The organism is Microbaculum mangrovi (genome assembly GCF_051390635.1).
Lineage (GTDB): Bacteria > Pseudomonadota > Alphaproteobacteria > Rhizobiales > Tepidamorphaceae > Microbaculum.
Genome location: NZ_JBPODT010000004.1, coordinates 714,941 through 737,688, shown reverse-complemented (window position 1 = coordinate 737,688; position 22,748 = coordinate 714,941). Strand labels below are relative to the sequence as shown.

Sequence of the window (22,748 nt, the reverse complement as noted above, 5' to 3'; positions counted from 1 at the left end):
TGGCTGGGGTTTATAGGGCGGAGCGGGCCTGCGGGCGAACCGAAGGCCCGTGCCGGGCCTTCGGCAGCCGAAGCAGTTACTTCTGCAGCTCGGTCCAGATCGCCGTGTGGAGCGCGCGAACGTCCTGCGGGCAGTCGGGAATGAACCGGCCCTTGTCCGCGAACTCGGCCGGAACGTTGATTTCCGGTGCCGACTTCATGTCATCCGGCATGAACTCCTGCGAGCCCTTGATGCCGTTGCCGTAGCGGGCGAAGGCGGAGATCAGCGCCGCGTTCTCCGGTTCCATGATGAAGTTCTGGAACAGCTTGGCGTTCTCGACGTTCTTGGCATCGGCCAGAACGGCGACCGAGTCCATCCACAGGATGTAGCCTTCCTTCGGATAGCCGTAGACGATGTCCGGGTTCTGCAGCCGGGCACGCAGGGACGACCCGTTCCAGTTGACGCTCGCCATCACGTCGCCGGCGGCGAGCTTGTCGGACATGCCGTAGTCCATCGACAGCCACTTGGGCTTGGCGGCGACCAGACCGTCCCGGACCTTCTTCAGAATGGTCTTGTCGTCTTCGCAGACCTTGCCGCCTTCATAGAAGATCGCGAGATGCAGGACGTCACCCATTTCCGGGATGATGTTGACCTTGCCGGCCAGCTCTTCCGGCGGGTCCATGAAGATCGCCGAGGTGTTCGGGTCGCCGGAATAGGCGGACGTGTTGACCGCGACCCCGGTCGATCCCCACTGCCACGGCACGGTGTAGTGGCGGCCCGGATCCCAATCGACGTTGATCCAGCGCTCGTCGACGTTCTTGAAGTTCTCCATCTGGTCGGGGCGCGACTCCAGCAGCAGCCCCTCGCGAACCCAGACCGGCACGTAGCTGGCAGACGGGACGACGATGTCGAAGCCGTGGCCGCCCGCCTTCACCTTGGCGAGCGCGGTGGTATTCGAATCGTAGTCGGTGACGGTGACCTTGACGTCGAATTTCTCCTCGAACTTCTTGATCAGTTCGGGGCTGGTGTAGTCGCCCCAGTTGTAGATGTTCAGTTCGCCGGCCGCCGAGGCGATCGCCGTCGAAGCCAGCAGCGCAGCGACCGCGGCGCTCGTGGTCAGGTTCCACTTCATATTCATTCTCCCTCGTTGATTGGCCCCGCCCGGACGTCGCCGGGCGACAGGGGGCCTCTACTTCCTTCTTCGATTTAGGAAGAAGAAAACCGTCACCAGCCCGATTGATATCCCCAGGAAAACCGTGGAGATGGCATTCATCTCGGGCGTCAGCGTTCGCCGAATTTGCCCCAGCATGTAGGTCGGCAGCGTGTCCTGCCCCGCCGACTTGACGAACTCGGTAATCACCACGTCGTCCAGCGAGATGACGAAGGCCAGCATGGCGCCGGCCAGTATGCCGGGCCATAGCAACGGCAGCGTGACCCGCCGGAATGCCATCCACGGCGTGGCGTAGAGATCGGCCGCGGCCGCCTCCAGCGTCAGGTCCATGCTTTCCAGCCGCGCCCGGATGGGCAGATAGGCGAATGGAATGCAGAAGGCGCTATGGGCGGCGATCAGGTATCCGAGCCCGGAATAGCCGGTCGCGACCTTGATCATCGCGAAGAAGATCAGCAGCGCGACCGCGCTGACGATCTCCGGAACCATCAGCGGCTGATTGATGAGCGCGTAGATCACGGTCAATCCGCGATACGGCCGGGTTCGCGTCGTGGCCAACGCCGCCATGGTGGCGAGCGTCGTGGCGATCGCCGCGGCCCAGCTTGCGATGATGACCGAGCGGATGGAGGCGTCCTGCACCTGCTCGTTCTCCCAGGCCGCGGCGTACCAGCGCCAGGAGAACCCTTCCCAAACGGCAACGGAGGTGCCGGCGTTGAACGAATAGACGACCAGCGTGATGATGGGCGCGTAGAGCGCCACGAAACAGATGATCGCGACCGTGGTGAAGCCGGGCAGCCGCTTGACCGAGAACGGCCGGGTACGGGCGCGGGCCTCAGCCATGGCCGGCATCCGATCGCGCCGCGTTACGCACATAGGTGACCAGCGCCACCATGACGATCGCCAGAAGCGTGATCGACAGCGCCGCCCCGAGCGGCCAGTTGCGCCCCTGCCCGAACTGCAGCTCGATCAGGTTGCCCAGCATCAGGTTCTTCCCGCCTCCGAGCACCCGCGGCGTCACATAGGCGCCAAGCGAGGGAATGAAGACGAGAATGGCGCCGGCCACGATGCCGGGCTTCACCGCCGGAACGATCACGCGCCTGAGCGCCTGGAAACGGGTCGCGTAGAGATCGTAGGCGGCCTCGACGAGTCGAAAGTCGAGCTTCTCCATCGATGCGTAGAGGGGCAGCACCATCAAAGGCAGATAGACGTACGCCATGCCGAGCAGGATGGCGAAATCGGTGAACAGCATCTGGATCGGCTGCTCGATGATCCCGGTCGTCATCAGGATGGTGTTGATGATGCCCTCGTTGCGGATCACCTCCATGATCGCGAAGGTCCGGATCAGGAGGTTCGTCCAGAACGGGATCGTGATCAGGAACAGCCAAAGTTCGCGGTACTGCGGCGGCCGCGTGGCGATGAAATAGGCGGTCGGAAAGCCGAAGATCAGCGTCAGCACCGTCGTCAGGAACGACAGTTGCACCGAGCGCCAGAGGATCGACAGATGCGCGTCGGCGAGGCCGATCGTTTCGTCGAAGATATCGCGGGCGAACACGACCTGGAACCAGCCCTGCAACGAGAACTGCCATTCGACGCCGCCGTAGGGATCGGGCGTCAGGAACGAATAGACTAGGACGATCAGCAGCGGTCCGGACGCGGCCGCCAGCAGCAGGACGAGCGCCGGCACCGCGAGCAGCCACTTGCCGCGCACCTCCCGGCGCCGCGCTTCTTCGACATACGCGTGTTTGGACCGTGCGGGATCAGGCGTCGCGGGGTCGGGCGCCGACGCGCCGGATTGCGAGGTCGAGGTTGCCTCCTGCGCCGCCATGTCAGTCCCGCAGCACCTGCACGGAGTGCGCGCTCAGGTGAATGCCGACGGGGCTACCCTGCTGCCGCGCCTCCGCGTACCCGCGGGCGTTCTGCGCGCGGACGGTGAACAGGCCGCCGTCGGCGAGACGGACGTGATAATGCGTGTCGGTACCGAAATAGACGACGGTCTCCAGCGTTCCCGACAGCATCGCGGTGCCCGCGTCCTCGGCGAGCGCGGCATGTTCCGGCCGCACCACCGCGGTGACGCGCCCGGCCGGCCTCATGCCGTCGGGAACGTCCGCGTCGATCTCGACCCCGGAGGGCAGTCTGAGCCGCGCGGTGCCGTTCGCCGCCGACACCACGTCGGCCTCCATCAGGTTGGTGTCCCCGATGAAGTTGGCCACGAACCGGTCGGAGGGGTGATCGTAGATCTCGCGCGGCTGCCCGACCTGGAGGATCGACCCGTTGCTCATGACCGCGATGCGGTCCGACATGGTCAGCGCCTCTTCCTGGTCGTGCGTGACGAAGACGAAGGTGATGCCGGTCTCGTTCTGCAGCCGCTTCAGCTCGATCTGCATTTCCTTGCGGAGTTTCAGGTCGAGCGCCGAAAGCGGTTCGTCGAGCAGCAGCACCTTCGGTTGCGGCGCCAGGGCCCGGGCGAGCGCCACGCGTTGCTGCTGGCCGCCGGAAATCTGACTGGTCCGCCGGTTCTTCAACGCCTCCATCCGCACCAGGCGGAGCATGTCGTCGACCGTGGCGGCGACCTCCGGCTTCGCCTTGCCCAGCATCTCCAGCCCGAAGCCGATATTGCCGGCGACCGTCATGTGCGGAAACAGGGCGTAGTTCTGGAAGACGGTGTTGACCGGTCGCTTGAACGGCGGCAGGCCGGAAATGTCCTCGCCGTTCAGGAGGATCGTGCCGGCGGTGGGGTGATCGAAGCCGGCGATCAGCCGCAACAGCGTGGTCTTGCCGCAGCCCGACGGCCCCAGCAGCGTGAAAAACTCGTTTTCGCGGATTTCAACGCTGACATTGTCCAGTGCCAGGACGCGATCGGCTCCCTCGCCGAAAGCCTTGGTCACGTTGCGCGCTTCGACAGCCGTCTTGGCCAACCGAACACCCCCCAATCCGTCAACTTTTCGGAAAATGGTATCACGGAACCGGGTCGGCGCAAGAGGCACCGCCGGTTTTGCTGACTTAACAATGGCTTTCGCCGTGACCTGCGTAGCGGCCCGAGAGCGAAATTTGTGATCACAAGCGGCAGTTTACATCAACCGGCCGTCCCCTGCATGGTTTCGGTGTCGGATCCCGCCGCCACGAACTGTGGCGCATCAGAGCAAACGGCGCACATGCAGGGCCTCCCCGGCCTCCGCGACGAACCCGTCAAGGTCCGCCCTGGTGAGGAGGCCCGTCTGGGTGTCGATGTGCCGCACGACGGATGCGGCATTGGCCGCCGCGGCCGCCAGCGCCCGTTCCGGACCGTCGTCGCGCACGAGCGCGGCGGCGAGCGTGGCGGCGAACGCATCGCCGGCGCCCGCCGTGCCGGCCACCGCCACCTGCAGAGGCGGACAGAAAAAGAGGGCGTCGCGCGCCCAAAGATAGGCGCCCCGGGTTCCATCGGTTACCGCCACGTAGCTCGGCCCCATGCTGCCGACCGCGGCGCAGAACCCTTCCAGCGACATGTCGAAGCCGGAGCCGTCGAGGCCGCGGCGCATCAGATCGGGCGCGTCGTGGGGAATGTGCGGAGCCGCCTTGTCCGGCAGTCGCGCCGCCAGGCCGGGCATCAACGCCTCGGCCTCGACCCGGTTGATGCTGATCAGATCGATATCGGCCAGCGCCGCGAAGAACGCTTCCCGGCGCGAGGTGAGTTGCCGTATGCCCGGATTGGCCGAGACGAACGCGCCGGCGCGGCGCGCGGCGCCGACAATATGGCCATGCTGATCGGCTGAGGTGTTGCTGAGGCCGGAAACGTGGACGAGCTGGGCGCCGTGGAACGCGTCTTCGGGCACGTCCTCGCGCGAAATCAACGTATTGGCGCCGCGGAACGTGAAGATCGACGCATTGCGGTCGTGCGAGGAGATCATCACCGTGATGCCGGTATCGAGGCTTTCGCTCTGGCGAACCAGGTCCCCGGACAGGCCCTCCGCGTCGAATGTCTCCAGGATCTTGGCCGCGTTCAGATCGGTGCCGAGCTTGACGACCGGTGCTACCGCATAGCCGAGCCGCGCCAGGCAGACGGCGGTGTTCACGGCGCCGCCGCCGGGATGGATGGTGATGCTTTCGGCCTCTATCTTGCGCCCCTCCTCGAGCAGCAGGAACGAGGCGGTAACGTTCGTCATGGTCACGCGCTCGATATCGCGGTCGGCGATCACGGTGATGATGTCGACCGTGGCCGACCCGACCGTGACGGCCCGCTGTGGCACAGTATCCTGGCGCATGGGATCGGGGCGCATGGGATCGGGGCGCTGGTTATCGGTCATAAACCACTTTCTTCGTGTCCGTCCGGCCTGGTTCGGTGGGATCGCGGTCGTAATCGCGCCGCCGCGTGCGCGTTTTGCGATGAAAGAGCGCCTGCGGGCCTAGATGCCGCTTCTGCGAAATTGCCAAGGGGATCGCATGGAAGTCAGCGATCATGCCGATACAAGGACGGCACCGGAAAGCAATGCCGGCAAATCATATTTACGGTTTCCTTGTTCGCTTAGGTAAAAATTAAGCGCGTCTGATGTCGTTCCTTTTACCAAATCGCGGATAGATGGTCCAAGTTTGCGAAATTTTGACCAACTGCCTTCAGATTCGGGACGGTCGACGCGAGCCTTGGGACGTAAATGCTTTTACGCAGACTCCTCGCGACACGCCAAGACGATGCGCAACTCTCGCCTGAAATTCGCGCAGCGCTGGTTGAGTCGTTGTTCGCACCGCTGTCGTCCTTGGCGGTGGGCGCGATCGCGTGCGGCATTATCGGCGCGGCGGTCGCGATCAAGGCCGACGATTCCGCGATCATGGCGATCTCGATCGCGATCTTCGCGGTTGGCCTGCTGCGTGTCGTTTCCGCCGTCATCTACAAGCGGCGCAAGCTTGCCGCGGATGTCGCCACGCAGATCTGGGAACGGATCTACGAATACGGCGCCTGGGGCTTTTCCGCGCTTCTCGGACTGCTCTGCTACATCACGCTGACGCATACCACGGACGCGACGCTGCATCTGGCGGTCGCCACCACCGCCGCCGGATACGCCGCCGCCATTTCGGGCCGCAACGCGGGACGGCCGATCATCGCGGTCGGCCAGCTCACCCTCACCACGCTTCCGCTTGCGATCGCGCTGCTCATCTATCCGGACTGGCTCCACAAGGCGCTGGGTTTCGTCATCCTGATGTTCATCTACGGGATGATCGACATCACCCTGTCCATTCGCGACATCATCATCCAGGCGCTGACGATGACGCGCAAGGAAGCGGCGCTGGCGGCCCGCTACGAGGAGCAGGCCAACCGCTTCGACATAGCGCTCAACAACATGTCGCACGGCCTGTGCATGTTCGACGATCAGGACAGGCTCAAGGTCTGGAATGCCCGCTTCATCGAGCTGCTCAATCTGTACGACGCGCCGATCAAGGTCGGCACGACGATCCGCGAGCTGGTCCGGTATTCGATCCGGGCGGGCAATCATTCCGGCCTCGGCGTCCGTTCGATCGTCTACGAGCTCACCCGCGGCCTGAGGCAGGACCACCACGGCCAGGTCTTCGTATCCGTCGACGGCGAGCGCATCATGGCCCTGTCGCGCCGGATGATGGCCGACGGCGGCTCGGTCGTCATCCTGGAGGATGTCACCGAGCGCAAGGCCGCCCAGGAGCGGATCGCCTATCTCGCCCGCTACGACGACCTGACCGGCCTGCCGAACCGCAACCACTTCCGCGAGCGCATCAACGAGATGCTGGAGATCGTGCGCGAAGGCGGCAATCAGATCGCCCTGCACCTGATCGACATCGACCGGTTCAAGCAGGTCAACGACACGCTTGGACATCCGATCGGCGACAAGCTGCTAAAGGAGGTGTCGCGGCGCCTCGGCTCCGTCGTGCGCACCGGAGACATGATCGCCCGTTTCGGCGGCGACGAGTTCGTCATCCTGCAGTCGACCCCGTCGCGTCGTCAGGATTCCGGCCGTCTCGCCCGCCGGCTGGTTAAGGCCCTGTCGGTGCCGTTCGACGTCGAGGGGCACCGCATCGACATCGGCGCCTCGATCGGCATCGCGGTCGCGCCGCAGGACGGCATCGATGCCGACGAGCTGATCAAGAACGCCGACATGGCGCTTTACGCCGCCAAGGGCAACGGCGGCGGCGAGCATCGCTTCTTCGCCGCCGAGATGGAGGAGCGCGCCCAGGCCCGGCGCGCGCTCGAACTCGACCTGCGGGACGCGCTGTCGCGCAACGAACTGGAGGTCTTCTATCAGCCGCTGATCGACCTGAAGACCGGTGCCATCACCACCTGCGAGGCGTTGCTGCGCTGGCACCATCCCGAGCGCGGCTACATTTCGCCGGCGGAGTTCGTTCCGATCGCGGAGGAGACCGGACTCATCATCTCGATCGGCGAATGGGTCCTACAGCGCGCCTGCCAGGACGCGGCCAGCTGGCCGACCGGGACCAAGGTCGCGGTCAACTTGTCGCCGGTCCAGTTCCGCGATCGGTCGCTGGGCGCCCGCGTGGTCTCGGCCCTGGCCAAGTCGGGCCTGCCGGCCCAGTGCCTTGACCTCGAGATCACCGAGCGTGTTCTGCTCGAGGAAAGCGAGAGCACGCTCTATACGATGGAGCAGCTCAAGGTGCTCGGTGTGCGGATCTCGCTCGACGACTTCGGCACCGGCTACTCGTCGCTGAATTATCTGCGCAAGTACCCGTTCAACAAGATCAAGATCGACCGGTCGTTCATCGCCGATCTGGGTCGCGACCAGGACGCCCCGTCGATCGTCCGCGCCGTCGCCGGTCTCGGCAACAGCCTGAATATGATCGTGGTCGCGGAAGGCATCGAGACCGAGGAACAGCTGCGTCAGGTCAAGGAAGAAGGCTGCCACGAGGGGCAGGGCTACCTTTTCGGCCGCGCCATGCCTGTCGACGCCATCCTGGAGAAGCTGCAGGCCTCGCCGGCGCAGCGCGCCAACCTCGTGGCGGTCGCCTGAGCGCGGCCCCTATTCGGCGGCCCCTATTCGGCGGCCCCTATTCGGCGGCCAACGGGAAGCTGCGCAGCCGGTCCTGCGCGGCGACGAGCCGTTCCATCAGCCGCAGATCGCGATCGCTCAGCTGCAGGCACGCATCGGCCCAGATCTCGACGATCCGCTCGAGCTCCTCGAGCGGAAGCGGATCGACCTGGCGTCCGGTCATGTAGACCGCACGCGAGCCGTTGCGCCTCCATTTCTGCTTCTGGATATAGGCCCGCGTCGCCTCCACGCCCTCGCCGGGTTCCGCCAGGATATGGACGAGACCCACTTCGTGCATCTGCTCGGCGGTGAAGGAGTTGCCGGACAGGATCATCTCCTCGGCCTTCGCCGCGCCGATGCGGCGCGCCAGCAGGCTGTAGGCGCCCATGCCGGGAAACAACCCGAACAGGCTTTCCGGAAAGCCGAACTTGATGCCCCGTTCGGCGACGATGACGTTGAAGGACAGCAGCGACTCGAAGCCGCCGCCCAGTGCGTCCCCTTGCGCCAGCGCGATCGTCACCACCGGCAGATCCAGCGTCTCGATATTGCGATGCAGGATGCGCACGCACGTACGGCCATAGTCGACCAGGGCCTCGCGGTCGCGGTCGCGAATGTGTCTGGCGAACAGGTCGAGATCACCACCCAGGCTGTAGACGCCGGGCCAGCGTGACCCGAGAACGAGATAGCGAAGGTCGCCCTCCTGACCGGCGAACATCGACTGGATGCCGGTCTGCCACGCCTCGAAATCCTTCAGAAACTCAGGGTTGTAGCTGGGCCGGTTATGCGGACGCATGAACGTCCACAGCGTTCCCGTGTCTTCCTCCCAGTTCACTTCGAGCTGCTCGAGGCCGAAGAGCGGTCGCTCGGTTGAATCCGACGCCGGCGCGGCCGGCTGGACTGGCGCCAGCCGGTCTTTGGAAGGGGAAGGTTGTTTGCGAGAAAACGAGCGATCTACTACCGACACAAAACTCGACATCGTCCGCACCTTATTAAGCTTAATGAAATACTATCATTTTGAACTATCCGCTGCCATCGATTTATCGATTGAAGCCAAAACGATAGGTTGTTTTTCGTCCCCCAAAGGGCTTTGCTCGATCCGTCGAATGAGGCGTAAGTGTAGGTCTGCTAACAATAATTATTAATGTTAACCAAGGCTGCAATTAGGCAAAATCCGTATGTCTGGAATGCCGCGAAAGGTCACCAAAACAGCTGATCCCGACCATCCGAATGGCATTGGCGCACGCCTACGTTTGGCTGCCGGCACTACCGTAACGGCATGATCGGGCATCGATAGGATCGGGGAGTTCGCTGGCGTGAACGCCGAAGCGCGGCGTTGCGGCGGGTCAGGAAGGCCAGGCGTCTCAGGCGTCCGCCTGGATCTTGCCGATCAGACGCACCAGTTCGCGCTGCTCGTCCTGCGATAGCCGATCGGCGACCGACTGCTCGAAATCACGAACCCGCGTCCGCGCGCGATCGAAGAACGCCTCCTGGGCATCCTCGAAGAAGAGGGCGTTGTAGCGCCGGTCGTGAGCGAGCTGCTCGCGGCGCACGAGCGTGCTCTGCTCCAGCCGGTTGAGAACCGGCGTCAGCGTCGACTTGTCGATCCCGAAGGCATTGGCGAGTTCCATCTGCGTGATGCCGGGATTGGCGCGGATCAGCATCAGAAGGCCGAACGCGCCGGGCGTCAGCCCGATATCCCCCAGCGACCGCTCGAACTCGCGAAAGACGTTGGCCTGCGCGCGGCGCAGCAGATAGCCGATGTAGTTTGGCAGTTCGTCGTAGTCGATGTCACGCCCGCTGTCCGCCGCCTGTACCGGAATATCCATCTCGATCGACACACCCTCGCTTCCGCCGCGGCTTGTCCGGGCCGGCAGCCATGTCAGTTCATGCCGGCCGGACCGAATCCCGCAAGGCAACCTAGAACCGATAGTGCGGGGCCACAACTGTTTGACGTCGCTACTACCGCATTCGTACAGTGCCGTCGATCACCGCCCGTGGCGCGGTGGAAGGGAGCAGGGATGGAAGTCTCGTTTCATCGCGAGATCGAGACGCTGAGGCTTGGTGCCGGAGACACCTTCCACGGCGAGGGCATCATGGCCGTCACCAAGGCGCTGCTGCAGTCCGGGGTCGCCTATGTCGGCGGCTATCAGGGCGCGCCGGTCAGCCACCTGCTCGACGTGTTGCTGCAGGCCGAGGACCTGCTCGGCGAGCTCGGCATTCATCTGGAGACGTGCACCAACGAGGCCGCGGCCGCCGCGATGCTCGCCGCCTCGATCAACTACCCCGTTCGCGGCGCCGTGACCTGGAAGTCGATCGTCGGCACCAATGTCGCCGCCGACGCGCTGTCGAACCTGTCGTCGGCCGGTGTCATCGGCGGCGCCATGATCATCGTCGGCGAGGACTACGGCGAAGGCGCAAGCGTTATCCAGGAGCGCACCCAGGCCTACGCGGTGAAGTCGTCCGTGTGGCTGCTCGACCCGCGCCCGGAGCTGCCGACCATCGTGCGCATGGTGGAGAAGGGCTTCGAGCTGTCGGAGGCGAGCGCCACGCCGGTCATTCTCGAGCTGCGCATCCGCGCCTGCCATGTCTTCGGTACATTCGAGGCGTCTGACAACCGGCGGTCCGAGCATTCGTCGGCGAACCGCTTCGCCGAACCCGCCCGGTTCGACTATGCCCGCCTCAGCCATCCTCCGGTGACCTTCGTCCAGGAGGCCGACAAGGTGAACCGCCGCCTGCCGGCGGCCCGCGCCTTCATCCGCGAGAACCGGCTCAACGAGACGCTGGGACCGGAAGACGGCGACATCGGCATCATCGTCCAGGGCGGGATGTTCAACGTCCTCAACGGCCGCCTCGCCGAGGCCGGTCTCTCGGACGCCTACGGGGATATCGGCGTCCCGACCCACGTCCTCAACGTGACCTATCCGCTGGTTCCCGAGGAGATCGCGGCGTTCTGCGCCGACAAGCGCGCCGTGCTGGTGGTCGAGGAAGGTGGCCCGGACTTCATCGAGAAGGAGATCGGCCAGATCCTGCGCCACGCCGAGCTCGGCACGAAACTGCACGGCAAGGACGTGCTGCCGATGGCCGGCGAGTATTCGCCGGTCGTGGTCGCCAGCGGCCTGTCCGCCTTCCTGACGCGCTACGGCCGCAACGAAGCGGCCCGCCTCGACGAATGGGTCGAGGCCGTCGAGGCCCATTCGCGAACCGTTGCCAGGGATCTGACGGCGCCGCTGCCGCCGCGGCCGCCGACCTTCTGCACCGGCTGCCCGGAGCGCCCCGTCTTCTCGGCGATGAAGCTACTGCGGGAGGAAGCCGGTCCGGTCCATGTCGCCGCCGACATCGGCTGCCACGCCTTTGCGACCTTCCCGCCCTTCAGCCAGGGCAACTCGATCCTCGGCTACGGCATGTCGCTCGCCTCGAACGCGGCGGTATCGGGCACCCAGGCGAAACGCCCGCTCAGCGTCATGGGCGACGGCGGCTTCTGGCACAACGGATTGCTCACCGGCGTCGCCGGCTCGGTCTTCAACCAGGACGACTCCGTCCTCGTCATCTTCAAGAACGGCTACACCAGCGCCACCGGCGTCCAGGACGTGCCCTCGTCGCGTCCGCAGGGGGAAGGGCGCGGCCGCGGGCTCGATATCGAGAGCGCGCTGAAGAGCCTCGGCGTCGGCTGGGTCCGCACCGTCCACTCCTATTCCGTGTCGACCATGCGCAAGACGCTGCGGGACGCGCTTGGCAGCGGCGAGAAAGGCCCGAAGGTCATCATCGCCGATGGCGAATGCCAGCTCGCCCGCCAGCGCCGCGTCCGCCCGGCCGAGGCCAGGGCCGTGGCCGAAGGCAGGCGCGTCGTGCGCACCCGCTTCTGGGTCGATCCCGACGTCTGCACCGGCGACCATGCCTGCATCCGCCTGTCCGGCTGCCCCTCGCTGACGGTGAAGCCGAGCGCCGACCCGCTGAAACCCGAGCCGGTCGCGCATGTGAACAACGATTGCGTCGGCTGCGGCCTGTGCGGCGAGGTATCCCATGCCGCCCAGCTCTGCCCCTCGTTCGCGCGCATCGAGATCATCCGCAACCCGAACGGCTGGGACCGGTTCCGCGCGCGGCTGTCCTCGGCGTTGATCCGGCTGTTCGGCGGCTACGCCGCACCATCCGCACCCGACGCCCGCCCGGCGCCGCACCCCGTCCCGGCCGAGTGACATGTCGGCCGGCTCGCCGATCACGGTCCTGATCTCCGCGCTCGGCGGCGAAGGCGGCGGCGTGCTTGCCGGCTGGATCGCCGATGCCGCCGTCGCCGAGGGCCTCCATGCCCAGCGAACGTCGATCCCCGGCGTCGCCCAGCGCACCGGCGCCACGACCTACTACCTAGAGATCCTGCCGCCCGCCGCCGGGCGCGGGCCGGGCAAGCCGGTGCTGGCGCTGAATCCGGCGCCCGGCCGCGTCGACGTGCTGATCGGCACGGAGCTGCTCGAGACCGCGCGCATGGTGCAGGCGGGCTACGCGACGCCCGATCGGACCGTACTGATCGGCGTCGTCCGCCGCGTCTATACCGTCGCGGAGAAGGCTTCCATGGGCGACGGACGCCTCGATCCCGACCGGCTCGAGGCGATCGCCGAACGGTACTCGAAAGCCGCGTTGCTCGGCGATCTCGGCGCGATCGCCCAGGCCGCCGGCAGTCATCTGAACGCCGTCCTGCTCGGCGCGCTCGCCGGCTCCGGCACCCAGCCGATCCCGCCGGACCGCTATCGCCACGCGATCCGCGCCGGCGCCAAGGCGGTCGAGTCCAACCTGCGCGGGTTCGAGGCCGGACTCGAGTTCGCCCGAACCGGCAGGTCCGAGCCCGCCCCACCCGCCGAAACCGACGACACGATGCGGCCGGTCGCCGAATCCTGGTCGCTCTATCCCGAGGCCGCGCTGCCGATGATCGAGGCGGGATCGCAGCGCCTCGCCGATTATCAGGACGACGGCTACGTCGCGCTCTACGCCGACCGGCTGAAGCGCTTCGCCGGCCGGCCCGGGGCGGATGCGGCGTTCCTGTCCGAGCTCGCCCGCATCCTGGCGCTGCGCATGGCCTTCGAGGACACGATCCGCGTCGCCCAGCTGAAGCTCGCCGCGGCAAGGCTCGAACAGGTCCGGGCCGAAGCCGGGGCACGGCCCGGCGAGATCGTCGATGTGATCGAGTACATGAAGCCGGGGCCCGAGGAGCTTTTCTCGCTGCTGCCGCCCGCGCTGGCGCGGCGCGCGCTGGCCTTTCTCGCCGGCCGCGGCTGGGACACGTGGTCGATCCCGATGAACGTGACGGCGACGCGGTTCGGCGGATTCATCCGGCTGAAAGTCCTCGCGAGCCTGCGCGGCTGGCGCCGCCGCACCCTGCGCTATGCCGATGAGCAGGCCTGGATCGAGCACTGGCTCGACCTGATCGAGAGGACGCTCGCGGTCGATCCGGACGCGGCCCGCGAGGTCGTCGCCATCGGCGGACTGGTGAAGGGCTATGCCGACACGCACAAGCGCGGTCGCCGCAATTTCGATCGCATCGTCGCGCGCGTCGTCGAGCCCGCCCTGGCCGGCGACCTGCCCGCCTCGGCCTTCGCCGACGCGATGCTGAACGCCCGGCTTGCCGCGCTGAAGGATCCGGAGGGAACGGCCCTCGACGAGACGATCCGGAGCCTCTGGGCCTCGCTCGCGCCGGACCGTCAGGCCGCCGAGTAGGGCTCAGACCACCGAGTAGGGCTCAGACCACCGCGTGGATGTCGAGCAGCACAGCGTTCTTCTCGCGCCGGCCCGTCGCGACGCCGATGATACCGTTCAGCCAGGCGACGTCGCTGTCGACCGGCGCCTCGAACCGCATGGCCGTGCGGAAATAGTAGAGCGCGGGATCGACCGCCTCGCCGCGTGCATGCCGCGCGATCACGTCGGGCGGCCCGTGGCGCACGCCGTCGCTGTTGACGAGCACGAGCGCGCCGGACGCCGTCTCGATGGTGTAGCGCGCCGAAATGTCGGCGAGCGCATCCGACCGGATGACCTGCCAGTCGGCGCCGCCGGGCAGGATGCGGCCGTTGACCCGCTCGCCGGACACCGTTCCCCCGAGGATGTTGATCACCCGCCGCGTGCCCATCGGCGTCAGGCCGAACTCCAGACTGTCGGCTAATTCGGCGTGAATGTGCATGAACGGTGATTGCGCGACGAGCATGGGGCTCACTGCATCGTGTTGGGCAGGAACAGGACCAGGATCGGGAACGCCACGAGCAGCGACAGGCGCAGGACGTCCATCAGCACGAACGGCATGACGCCGGCGAACACGCGCTGAAGCGGTATGTCTCGCGCCAGCGAATTGAGCACGAAGACGTTCATGCCGACCGGCGGGGTGATCAGGCCGAGTTCGACCGTCATGACGATGATGACGCCGAACCAGATCGGATCGAAGCCGAGCTGCAGGATGACCGGATAGATGATCGGGATCATCAGCACGATCATCGCCATGGCGTCGAGGATGCAGCCGAGGATCAGGAAGAACAGCAGGATCAGCACCAGCGTGCCGTGGGGGCCGAGGTCGAGGGCCAGCAGCAGGTTGGCGATCTTCTGCGGCGTCTGCGTCGCCGTCAGGAAGTAGCCGAACAGCAGGGCGCCGATCAGGATGAAGAATATCGAGGCGGAGACCTGGATGCTGTCGACGAGGCAGCGGTAGATCGCCTTCCGGTCGAGCCGGCGGCGCACCAGGCCGATGATCAGCACGCCCGAGGCACCCATGCCGGCGGCCTCGGACGGCGTGAAGACGCCGCCGTAGATGCCGCCCATGATGAAGACGAACAGCAGCACCACCGCCCAGACGCCGCGCGAGGCATGGATCCGCTCGGTCCAGTCAGCCTTCTCCTGGACGGGTACGTCGCTCTTGGAGAATATCACGTAGAGCCGCACCGTCACCAGATACAGGAGCAGCGCCAGGATGCCGGGAATGACGCCGGCGATGAACAGCTTGCCGATGTCCTGCTCTGTCAGGATGCCGTAGATGGCGAGGACGATGGACGGCGGGATCAGGATGCCGAGCGTGCCGCCGGCCGCGATCGAGCCGGTCGCCAGCGTGTCGGGATAGCCGTAGCGCTTCATCTCCGGCAGCGCGACCCGGGTCATCGTCGCCGCCGTCGCCACCGACGATCCGCAGATCGCCGCGAAGCCGCCGCAGGCGGCGATCGTGGCCATGGCGAGCCCGCCGCGCCGGTGGCCGATCCAGGCGTTGGAGGCCCGGTACAGTTCCTTGCTGAGGCCGGACGCGGTCGCCAGCGAGCCCATCAGGATGAACATCGGGATCAGCGCCAGCGAGTATTCCGTAGCGGTGCGGATCGGCGACAGGCCGACCAGGTTCAGCGCCGACGACGTTCTGACCATCATGGCGAAACCGCCGACGCCGACCAGGCCCATGGCGACGCCGATCGGCACGCGCAGGAGCAGCAGGATGAACAGGACGACGAAGCCGCCGACGGCGACGAGATCGGGATAGCTCATGGCTCTCCGGCGGGATAGTCCTGCGGCCCGTCATCGTCGGGGCCGAGATTCGAAGGAACGTCGAAGTTGCCGGTGATGATCACATGGGCGATGCGGGCCAGCAGCACGACGGTGGTCAGCGCGATGCCGAGCCAGGCGAGCAGGTGGAACGGCCAGATCTGCACGTCGAGCTCGAAGGTGGTCTCGCCGGACGCCGCCGTCGCCATCACGCGGACGAGGAACATCCATGTGAAGACGGCCGCGCAGCCGAAGAACACCAGATCGGCGAACAGGTTGAGATAGCCCCGGGCCTTGCGCGGGAGGGCCGACCAGAGGATGTCCACCTGGATATGCTCCTGCCGGTAGGCGGCGACCGCCACGCCCCAGAAAATGGCGACGCCGAGCAGCAGGCGACCGATGTCGAAGGATCCGGGCAGCGACGCGTTGAACCCATAACGCAGGACGACCGTCAGGAAGGTCAGCCCGGTGATGATCGCCAGGAACATCGCCGCCGCCCCGTCGACGAAGGTGACGATCCGTTTGATGAGCAGCTCGAACGCGTTCATCGAAGAGCCTGGACCTCACGCGCCCTCGCCCGCCGGCGAGAGATTCGGACAGGACGATCGCCGAGACGCCGAAGCCGCCGCCCCGGCCAATTGGTGCCGGGACGGCCGGTCATCGGTCCGCCTCAGTATTTCGAGTTGTACTTCTTCAGCGTATCCTGAAGGTCGTTCCAGACCGCGTCGGCGTCGTAGCCTGCGTCGTTCACGGCCTTCTTCCACTCGTCTTCCATCGGCGCGACGGCCTTGCGCCATTCGGCGACCTGGTCGTCGGTCGGCGTGGTCACGGTGTGGTCGGACATCGCCTTGATCTTGTCGCGGCCGCCGCTCTCGTACGTGGCCCAGCCGATCGAGGTCTGCTTGGCCCATTCGGGATTGCAGTGATCGTCGACCGCCTTCTTCTGGGCATCCGACAGGTTGTTGTAGAAGTCCTTGTTCATGCCCCAGACGAAGCCGACGACATAGGTCGGCATGTCGAGGTGGTACTTCACGGTCTTGTCGATGCCGAACAGGAGGATCGAGCCCCAGGGGAAGGTGATCGCGTCGGCGACGCCGCGCTCCAGCGCCTCGCGCGATTCCGGCGCGCTGACCTGGACCGGCTGGCCGCCGAGCAGGGTCACCATCTTGGAGATCGTGCCGTTGGCCGGCCGCACCTTCAGGCCGTTGACGTCGCCGGGAACGACGATCTTTTCCTTGGAATGGAAGGTGCCCGGGTCATGCGCGTTGGCGAGGCAGACGTAGATGTCGCCCATCTCCTTTTCGGCGTAGTTGCCGTACCACTCGTCGATCGCCGCGGAGCCGTCCGTGGCGTTGGTGATGTTGAAGGGCAGATTGGCGGCGTCGAAGACGGGGAAGCGGCCCGGCGTGTAGCCCGGGTTGATGTAACCCATGTCGGCGATGCCATCGCGGACCATGTCGTAGGTGTCCTTCGCGGCGCCGAGCTGCTGCGCCGGGAAGATCGTCACCGAGATCGTACCGCCGGTAGCTTCGTTGAGGGACGCGCCCCACTCGGTGATCGCCTGCTGCAGCGGATGTGTCGGCGGCACCCAGTGCGCGAACCGGATTTCGACCGGGTCGTCCGCGTAGGCGGCACCCGCCGCGAACATGGCGGCGGAGACAATGGTGCTGGCAAGCCAGGTATGCGCTTTCATGCGGTCCTCCCTCAGACAGCGGATCTTTGGCGATCGGCTTGGCCGCCTGACGCGCACTGCGTTGGCGGCTCTGTTGGGCGTAGCCTAGACCGAGCCAAGAGGCGGGGGCAAGAATGTTGTTTGCTTCCGCAACTGTTTGCCCTCAAACTTTCGGATAGGGGGCCGGAAACGGCGGTTCATCCCGCGCTTTCGGCGGTCTCGATCAGTAGCGCAATTCCCTGTCCCCCGCCGATGCAGGCCGATGCGATGCCGTAGCGCAGGCCTGATCGAGCCAGTTCCCGGGCCAGCGTGACGGCGAGCCTCAGGCCGGTCGCGCCGAGCGGATGGCCGATGGCGATCGCCCCGCCGTTGACGTTGAGCCTGTCCTCGTCGAGCCCGAGTTCGCGCGCGCAGGCCATCACCTGGGCGCCGAACGCCTCGTTGATCTCGATGCGGTCGATGTCGGCGAGCGACAGGCCGCTGCGGTCCAGCACCGCCCGGATCGCCGGCACCGGTCCGATGCCCATGATCTCCGGCGGCACGCCGACGGCCGCCGCGCAGACGAGACGGGCCAGCGGCGCCCGGTCGCGGTCGCGCGCATAGGCCCCGGAGGCGACCACCGCCGCCGCGGCGCCGTCGACCACGCCCGACGAGTTGCCGCCGGTCTGCACCCCGCCGAAGGCGGGCCGGATCCGCGCGAGCGCCTCAACCGATGATGGCCGGATATGCGTATCCTGACGCACCGCATCGACCTTGCGCGGCAGCCTGATGCCACGGTCGTTGTAGCCCTCGAGCGCGAACACCTCGCTCGTCACCGGGGTGATCTCGCCGTCGAGGAATCCGCTGTCCCTGGCCGCCATGGCCCGTTCGAAGCTGCGCGCCGCATAGGCGTCGACCGCCTCGCGGCCGATCTGATAGCGCGTCGCGAGGGTCTCCGCCGTGCCGCCCATGGTGACGCTCGCCGCCGGATCGAGCAGCGCTTCCCAGAGGAAATCCTTGAACTCGACTCGGCCCATGTCGAAACCGCCGCGATGGGTGTAGGCGGCGATCGGATTGCGGCTCATCGATTCCGCGCCGACGCACAGCGCCGCGTTCGCCCGGCCGAGCGACACCGCGTCGGCGGCCTGGCTGATCACCTCGAGCCCGGTCCCGCAGATACGCTGTACCAGATGGGCAGGCACCTCCATCGGCACCCCGGAATAGAGGCCGACATGGCGCGGCAGCATGTAGGCGTCGAAGCTCGCCTGGGCCATCGAGCCGCAGATAACGGTTCCGACGTCCTCCGGCGGGACGGCGGCGCGCGCCAGCGCCTCGCGGCCGGCCTTGATGCCGAGATCGATCGGCGAGACCAGCGACAGCGCGCCCTTGTAGTCGACGAAGGGCGTGCGCACCCCGTCGAGGAGCCAGACGTCGCTCCATTCGGCGCAGACCGCGCGCTCCGTCCCGCTCATGTCTCGTTTCTCCTCACGCAAGCGCCAGGACGTCGGGTCCCGGCGGTTCGGCGTACAGGGTTTCGATCAGGGCGGCGCGGTTCTCGAGCACCGCGCGCTGGTTGATCGATCCCTTGTCGGTCATCTCGTGGCGGTCGATCGATGGCGGCTCGGGCATGAGCAGCAGCCGGACCACCCGGTTGGAGCTTCCCGTCGCCGTCCGCGCGAAGCTTTCCAGCCGGTCGCGGAACGCCGCCTTGACGGCATCGTCGGCGACGAGGGCGGCCAGTCCCCCGTCGGCGGGAAGCCGGGCCAGCCGGCGGCAGGCGTTGGGGTCGACGAAGACCAGCGCCGACACGTAGTCGCGGTTCAGCCCGGCGATCACCACGTCGGAGACGTAGGGCGCGAAATGGTCGATGAAGGCGCCGCGCAGCGGCCCGACATTGACCCAGGTTCCGGTATCGAGCTTGAAGTCCTCCTTGACGCGGCCGTCGAAGACCAGGCCGGCGGAGGGATCGTCCGGGTCGGCGAACCGCATGGCGTCGCCGAGCATGTAGTAGCCGTCGGCGTCGAACGCCGCGGCCGTCATATCCGGCTGGCGCCAATAGCCGGGCAGCACGCTCGGGCTCCGGATCCGCGCCTCGAGCTTGGCGCCGTTCGGCACCAGCTTGATGTCGACGCCGGGCGCGGGGATGCCGACATGGCCGGCCGGCGCATCCCACAACAGCACGAGCGCGAACGGCCCGGTCTCGGTCGCGCCGAAGCCGCAAAGCCGCAGGATGCGCGCGCCGCAGGTCTCGGTCGCCATGTCGTCGAGTTCGTCCCAGACGTGCTGGGCCATCCCGGCGCCCGCGTAGAACAGCACCTTCAGGTCCCTGAAGAACGTTTCGCGCAGGCCCGGGTCGTCGCGCAGATAGGGAACGAGCGCGTCGAAGCCCTTCGGCACGTTGAAGTACCAGTTCGGCGAGACGTCGCGCAGGTTGCGGACGGTGCGTTCGATGCCGGCCGGCGTCGGATTGCCGTCGTCGATATAAAACGAGCCGCCGTTGTAGAGCGCGATCCCGAAATTGTGGTTGCCGCCGGCAGTATGGTTCCACGGCGCCCAGTCCAGGATCACCGGCGGCTCCTCGCGGAAGTAGGGAAACGCGCAGGCGATCATCTCCTGGTTGGAGGTCAGCATGCGCTGGGTGTTGACCACGCCCTTGGGCATGCCCGTGGAGCCGGAGGTGAACAGGATCTTGGCGATCGTATCCGGCCCCACCTTGGCGTTCGCCGCGTCTGCCGCCTCGGGATCCGCCCCGGGCGCCAGCGTGTCGAACAGGGTCTGGCCGGGGCCCGGGTTGCGGGCGACCACGACCTCGCAGCCCCGGGGCGTCACGGCTTCGAGCACCGGGGCGAAGGCCGCGCCGTCGGCGGCGAAGATCAGGCCGGGCGTCACCAGTTCGACGATGTAGCGCAGCTTCGCGTAGTCGGTGGAGATCAGCGAGTAGGCCGGCGATACCGGGGCATAGGGGATGCCGACATACTGGGCGGCCAGCCCCAGGAGCGCGTGCTCGATATCGTTGCCCGACAGGATGACGATCGGCCGCTCCCGGGTCAGGTGCCGCGTCAGGAGCGCCGCGCCGATCCGCCGCACCATGTCCAGCGTCTCGGCGTAGGTGAACCTGCGCCAGCCCTCGCCGTCGCCGTCGCCCCCGCCGGCCGGCCGACCGGCGAGGAAAAGCCGGTCCGGCGTGGCCCCGGCCCAGTGGATCAGCCGGTCGGTCAGGCGCGGCGGGTAGTCCGGCAGCGGAAGCGGCGAGCGATAGAGGATCGATCCGTCGGCACGGTGCTCGGCCACGACATCGCGCGGCCCGAGATCGACGGGCCGGAAGCGGTCCGGATCGGTCTGCCTCTTGGCCACGTCGGCGCCGGTCATCACTCCTTCTCGACTTTGGGCGCGCGCTTTTCGAGGAAATCGCGCAGCCTTTGCTTGGCTTCTTCCTGGCTTTGGGCAATCGCCGCCATCAGCGCTTCGGTGAAATAGCCGTTGCCGCCGGCGGCCTCGGCGATGCGCGGCACCGCCTGCAGGATGGCGTAGTTGCTGAGCGGCGCGTTCGTCGCGATTCCGCGGGCCAGCGCCTTCGCCTTGTCGAGCCCCGCCCCGTCGTCGACCAGATAGTGCGACAGGCCTATCGCCTGCCCCTCGGCCGCGTCATAGACGCGGCCGGTCAGCATCATGTCCATCATCCGCGCCGCGCCGATCAGCTTCGACACCCGCACCGATCCGCCGCCGCCGACGAAGATGCCGCGCTGGCCCTCCGGGAGGCTGTAATAGGCGGAGCGCTCGGCGACACGGATATGCGTGGCGCAGGCGAGTTCGAGGCCGCCGCCGACGACGGCGCCATGCAGCACGGATACGACCGGCACCCGGCCGAACTCCATCTTCTCGAAGACCGACTGCCACATCCGCGAATGCTCGATGCCCTCGGCCAGGTCGCGTTCGCGCAGTTCGGACAGGTCGAGACCGGCGGAGAAATGCGGGCCTTCCCCGCTCAGCACCACGGCCTTCACGCCGTCCGGCAGCCGCGTGAAGAAGATCTCCAGCCCGAGCACGGTCGGATCGTCGAGCGCATTGCGCTTTTGCGGCCGGGCGAGCCGCAGCACGGCGATGTCGCCGTCGACCTCGGCGGCAAGCGATGCCGGCAGGTCCGGCAGGTCCGATGACGGATTTCCCGGTCCGTGCAACGCCACAACTCCTCCCGATGGTGTCGACGCCGTTGATAACAGTTTGTAGTCAAACCATCAATCGGGCAGCCGCCGGCCGGGGGCAAGTGCGCCCACGATCGGGCGCCCAAAAACGAAAATGCCCGGGCAGGGGCCCGGGCATCAAGAGCGATCGATCCGATGTGCGTGGCTCAAACAGGCCAGGATTCGAGGTTGTAGGCGGAATCCCAGAACATCCATTCGAGCTGCATGGCACGCTGGAACGCGAGATGCATCGCCTCGCGCGTCGCCGGCGTTACCCCCGCCGCGACGCGATCGGTCGTGGCGATGGCCCCATCGACGGCGGCCTGGAATTCCGCGCCGCCATAGGTATCGATCCAGGCCTGATACGGATTGTCCGGTGTCGTGGCGTTGGCGAGGATGTCCTTGCCGACCTCACCGTAGACCCAGAAGCAGGGCAACAGCGCCGCCAGCACGACCGGATAGGGCTGGGCGTAGGCGGTCGCGAGCAGGAACGCGGTGTAGTGGTGGCAGGCCGGTGACAAGGCGATCGCCTCGAACGCCTGCCTGTCGATTCCGAACCGGGCGAAATAGTCTTCGTGGAGGGCGCGCTCGACGACGATGGCTTCGGTGGCCGCCTTGGAAAACTGGATGATTCCGCTGGCGTCATCCGCCTTGGCGGCCGCGATCGCCAGGGCGCGCGCATAGTCGGCCAGGTAGTGGCCGTCCTGAACGATATAATGCTGGAACCGGTCCTGACGGAGGCTGCCGGCCGCTAGATCCGTATTGAACGGAAGCGTCCGGATCGCCTCGTACAGAACCGCGTTGCGCCGCCACGCCTCGGCGCTGAAAGGTGTCGTATTCGACACGGCAAGACCGGCCCCTATCAGCCGTGACCGGCGGCCTTCAGCGCGGCGATCACTTCCTTGAGACGGGCGAGATGGTGCTGCGCCTTCTCGCGGGCCAGCTCGTCCTTGGCGTCGGCGACGTCTTCCTCGGCGTTCTGGATCTCCTGGGCGAGGATCGTCTCGTCGATCTCCTCGACCGGGATCGCCTGCTCGGCGAGCACGGTGATCAGATCGGGCCGCACCTCGGCGAAACCGCCGCGTACGAACACATCGCGCTTCGCGTTGTCGCTGCCGCGCACGCTCAGGATGCCGGCGCGCAGGGTCGCGATTGCCGGCGCGTGCTGTGGCAGCACGCCGAAATCACCCTCGGCGCCGGGAACGTCGACCTGTGCGACGTCCTCGGACATCAGCAGCCGTTCCGGCGAGACCAGCTCGAAGCGGATAGTGTCGGCCATTGGGCTTCAGGCTCCT

19 protein-coding genes are annotated in these 22,748 nt (G+C 66.6%); 3 read left to right on the top strand and 16 right to left on the bottom strand.

Annotated elements, in window-relative coordinates; translation table 11 throughout:
- Positions 1 to 76: 76 nt before the first annotated feature.
- From ACSF9G_RS20210 to ACSF9G_RS20190, 5 genes are all read right to left on the bottom strand, one after another.
- On the bottom strand, positions 77 to 1,111 hold the full coding sequence (locus ACSF9G_RS20210) for an extracellular solute-binding protein (RefSeq protein WP_436643921.1): 1,035 nt from the start codon (positions 1,109 to 1,111) through the stop codon (positions 77 to 79).
- A gap of 57 nt (positions 1,112 to 1,168) precedes the next feature.
- On the bottom strand, positions 1,169 to 1,987 hold the full coding sequence (locus tag ACSF9G_RS20205; protein WP_436643920.1) for an ABC transporter permease: 819 nt from the start codon (positions 1,985 to 1,987) through the stop codon (positions 1,169 to 1,171).
- A complete protein-coding gene (locus ACSF9G_RS20200) occupies positions 1,980 to 2,972 on the bottom strand; it encodes an ABC transporter permease (protein WP_436643919.1) in 993 nt (330 codons plus the stop codon). Before ACSF9G_RS20200 ends, ACSF9G_RS20205 begins: the two co-directional genes overlap by 8 nt.
- A gap of 1 nt (position 2,973) precedes the next feature.
- On the bottom strand, positions 2,974 to 4,062 hold the full coding sequence (locus ACSF9G_RS20195; RefSeq protein WP_436643918.1) for an ABC transporter ATP-binding protein: 1,089 nt from the start codon (positions 4,060 to 4,062) through the stop codon (positions 2,974 to 2,976).
- Between the two features lie 219 nt (positions 4,063 to 4,281).
- Complete coding sequence (locus ACSF9G_RS20190; RefSeq protein ID WP_436643917.1) at positions 4,282 to 5,430, bottom strand: carbohydrate kinase family protein; 1,149 nt, start codon at positions 5,428 to 5,430, stop codon at positions 4,282 to 4,284.
- A gap of 426 nt (positions 5,431 to 5,856) precedes the next feature.
- On the opposite strand from ACSF9G_RS20190, the gene ACSF9G_RS20185 reads away from it, so the two are divergent.
- Positions 5,857 to 8,112: a putative bifunctional diguanylate cyclase/phosphodiesterase gene (locus ACSF9G_RS20185; RefSeq protein WP_436643916.1), complete on the top strand. Its 2,256-nt coding sequence runs from the start codon at positions 5,857 to 5,859 to the stop codon at positions 8,110 to 8,112.
- A 37-nt stretch (positions 8,113 to 8,149) separates the two neighbouring features.
- Here ACSF9G_RS20185 and ACSF9G_RS20180 read toward each other — a convergent pair whose 3' ends face one another.
- Complete coding sequence (locus ACSF9G_RS20180; RefSeq protein WP_436643915.1) at positions 8,150 to 9,106, bottom strand: crotonase/enoyl-CoA hydratase family protein; 957 nt, start codon at positions 9,104 to 9,106, stop codon at positions 8,150 to 8,152.
- Positions 9,107 to 9,491: 385 nt separating this feature from the next.
- Positions 9,492 to 9,968 carry a MarR family winged helix-turn-helix transcriptional regulator gene (locus ACSF9G_RS20175; protein WP_436643914.1) on the bottom strand — a complete coding sequence of 159 codons (477 nt, stop codon included), beginning with the start codon at positions 9,966 to 9,968 and terminating at the stop codon, positions 9,492 to 9,494.
- Positions 9,969 to 10,148: 180 nt separating this feature from the next.
- Here ACSF9G_RS20175 and ACSF9G_RS20170 point away from each other — a divergent pair, with 180 nt between their 5' ends.
- Positions 10,149 to 12,323, top strand: a complete 2,175-nt coding sequence (locus ACSF9G_RS20170; RefSeq protein ID WP_436643913.1) for a thiamine pyrophosphate-dependent enzyme — start codon at positions 10,149 to 10,151, stop codon at positions 12,321 to 12,323.
- A gap of 1 nt (position 12,324) precedes the next feature.
- Complete coding sequence (locus ACSF9G_RS20165) at positions 12,325 to 13,833, top strand: indolepyruvate oxidoreductase subunit beta family protein (RefSeq protein ID WP_436643912.1); 1,509 nt, start codon at positions 12,325 to 12,327, stop codon at positions 13,831 to 13,833.
- Positions 13,834 to 13,855: 22 nt separating this feature from the next.
- Here the strand turns inward: ACSF9G_RS20165 and ACSF9G_RS20160 are convergent, their stop codons facing one another.
- From ACSF9G_RS20160 to ACSF9G_RS20120, 9 genes are all read right to left on the bottom strand, one after another.
- Positions 13,856 to 14,314 (bottom strand): DUF3237 domain-containing protein, encoded by a 459-nt coding sequence (locus ACSF9G_RS20160; RefSeq protein ID WP_436643911.1) that lies wholly within the window; start codon positions 14,312 to 14,314, stop codon positions 13,856 to 13,858.
- Between the two features lie 5 nt (positions 14,315 to 14,319).
- Positions 14,320 to 15,624, bottom strand: coding sequence for a TRAP transporter large permease (locus tag ACSF9G_RS20155; RefSeq protein WP_436643910.1), 1,305 nt, complete (start codon positions 15,622 to 15,624; stop codon positions 14,320 to 14,322).
- Positions 15,621 to 16,169: a TRAP transporter small permease gene (locus ACSF9G_RS20150; protein WP_436643909.1), complete on the bottom strand. Its 549-nt coding sequence runs from the start codon at positions 16,167 to 16,169 to the stop codon at positions 15,621 to 15,623. The genes ACSF9G_RS20155 and ACSF9G_RS20150 overlap by 4 nt, the downstream gene beginning before the upstream one ends.
- 122 nt (positions 16,170 to 16,291) lie before the next feature.
- On the bottom strand, positions 16,292 to 17,269 hold the full coding sequence (locus ACSF9G_RS20145) for a TRAP transporter substrate-binding protein (protein WP_425256256.1): 978 nt from the start codon (positions 17,267 to 17,269) through the stop codon (positions 16,292 to 16,294).
- A gap of 221 nt (positions 17,270 to 17,490) precedes the next feature.
- Complete coding sequence (locus ACSF9G_RS20140) at positions 17,491 to 18,744, bottom strand: thiolase family protein (protein WP_436643908.1); 1,254 nt, start codon at positions 18,742 to 18,744, stop codon at positions 17,491 to 17,493.
- Between the two features lie 13 nt (positions 18,745 to 18,757).
- Positions 18,758 to 20,641: a feruloyl-CoA synthase gene (locus tag ACSF9G_RS20135; RefSeq protein WP_436643907.1), complete on the bottom strand. Its 1,884-nt coding sequence runs from the start codon at positions 20,639 to 20,641 to the stop codon at positions 18,758 to 18,760.
- Entirely contained in the window at positions 20,641 to 21,450 is an 810-nt protein-coding gene (locus tag ACSF9G_RS20130; protein ID WP_436643906.1) for a crotonase/enoyl-CoA hydratase family protein, read from the bottom strand. Before ACSF9G_RS20130 ends, ACSF9G_RS20135 begins: the two co-directional genes overlap by 1 nt.
- Before the next feature lie 170 nt (positions 21,451 to 21,620).
- On the bottom strand, positions 21,621 to 22,298 hold the full coding sequence (gene tenA, locus ACSF9G_RS20125) for a thiaminase II (RefSeq protein WP_436643905.1): 678 nt from the start codon (positions 22,296 to 22,298) through the stop codon (positions 21,621 to 21,623).
- A 17-nt stretch (positions 22,299 to 22,315) separates the two neighbouring features.
- Positions 22,316 to 22,732, bottom strand: coding sequence for a F0F1 ATP synthase subunit epsilon (locus ACSF9G_RS20120; RefSeq protein WP_436643904.1), 417 nt, complete (start codon positions 22,730 to 22,732; stop codon positions 22,316 to 22,318).
- Positions 22,733 to 22,748 lie beyond the last annotated feature (16 nt).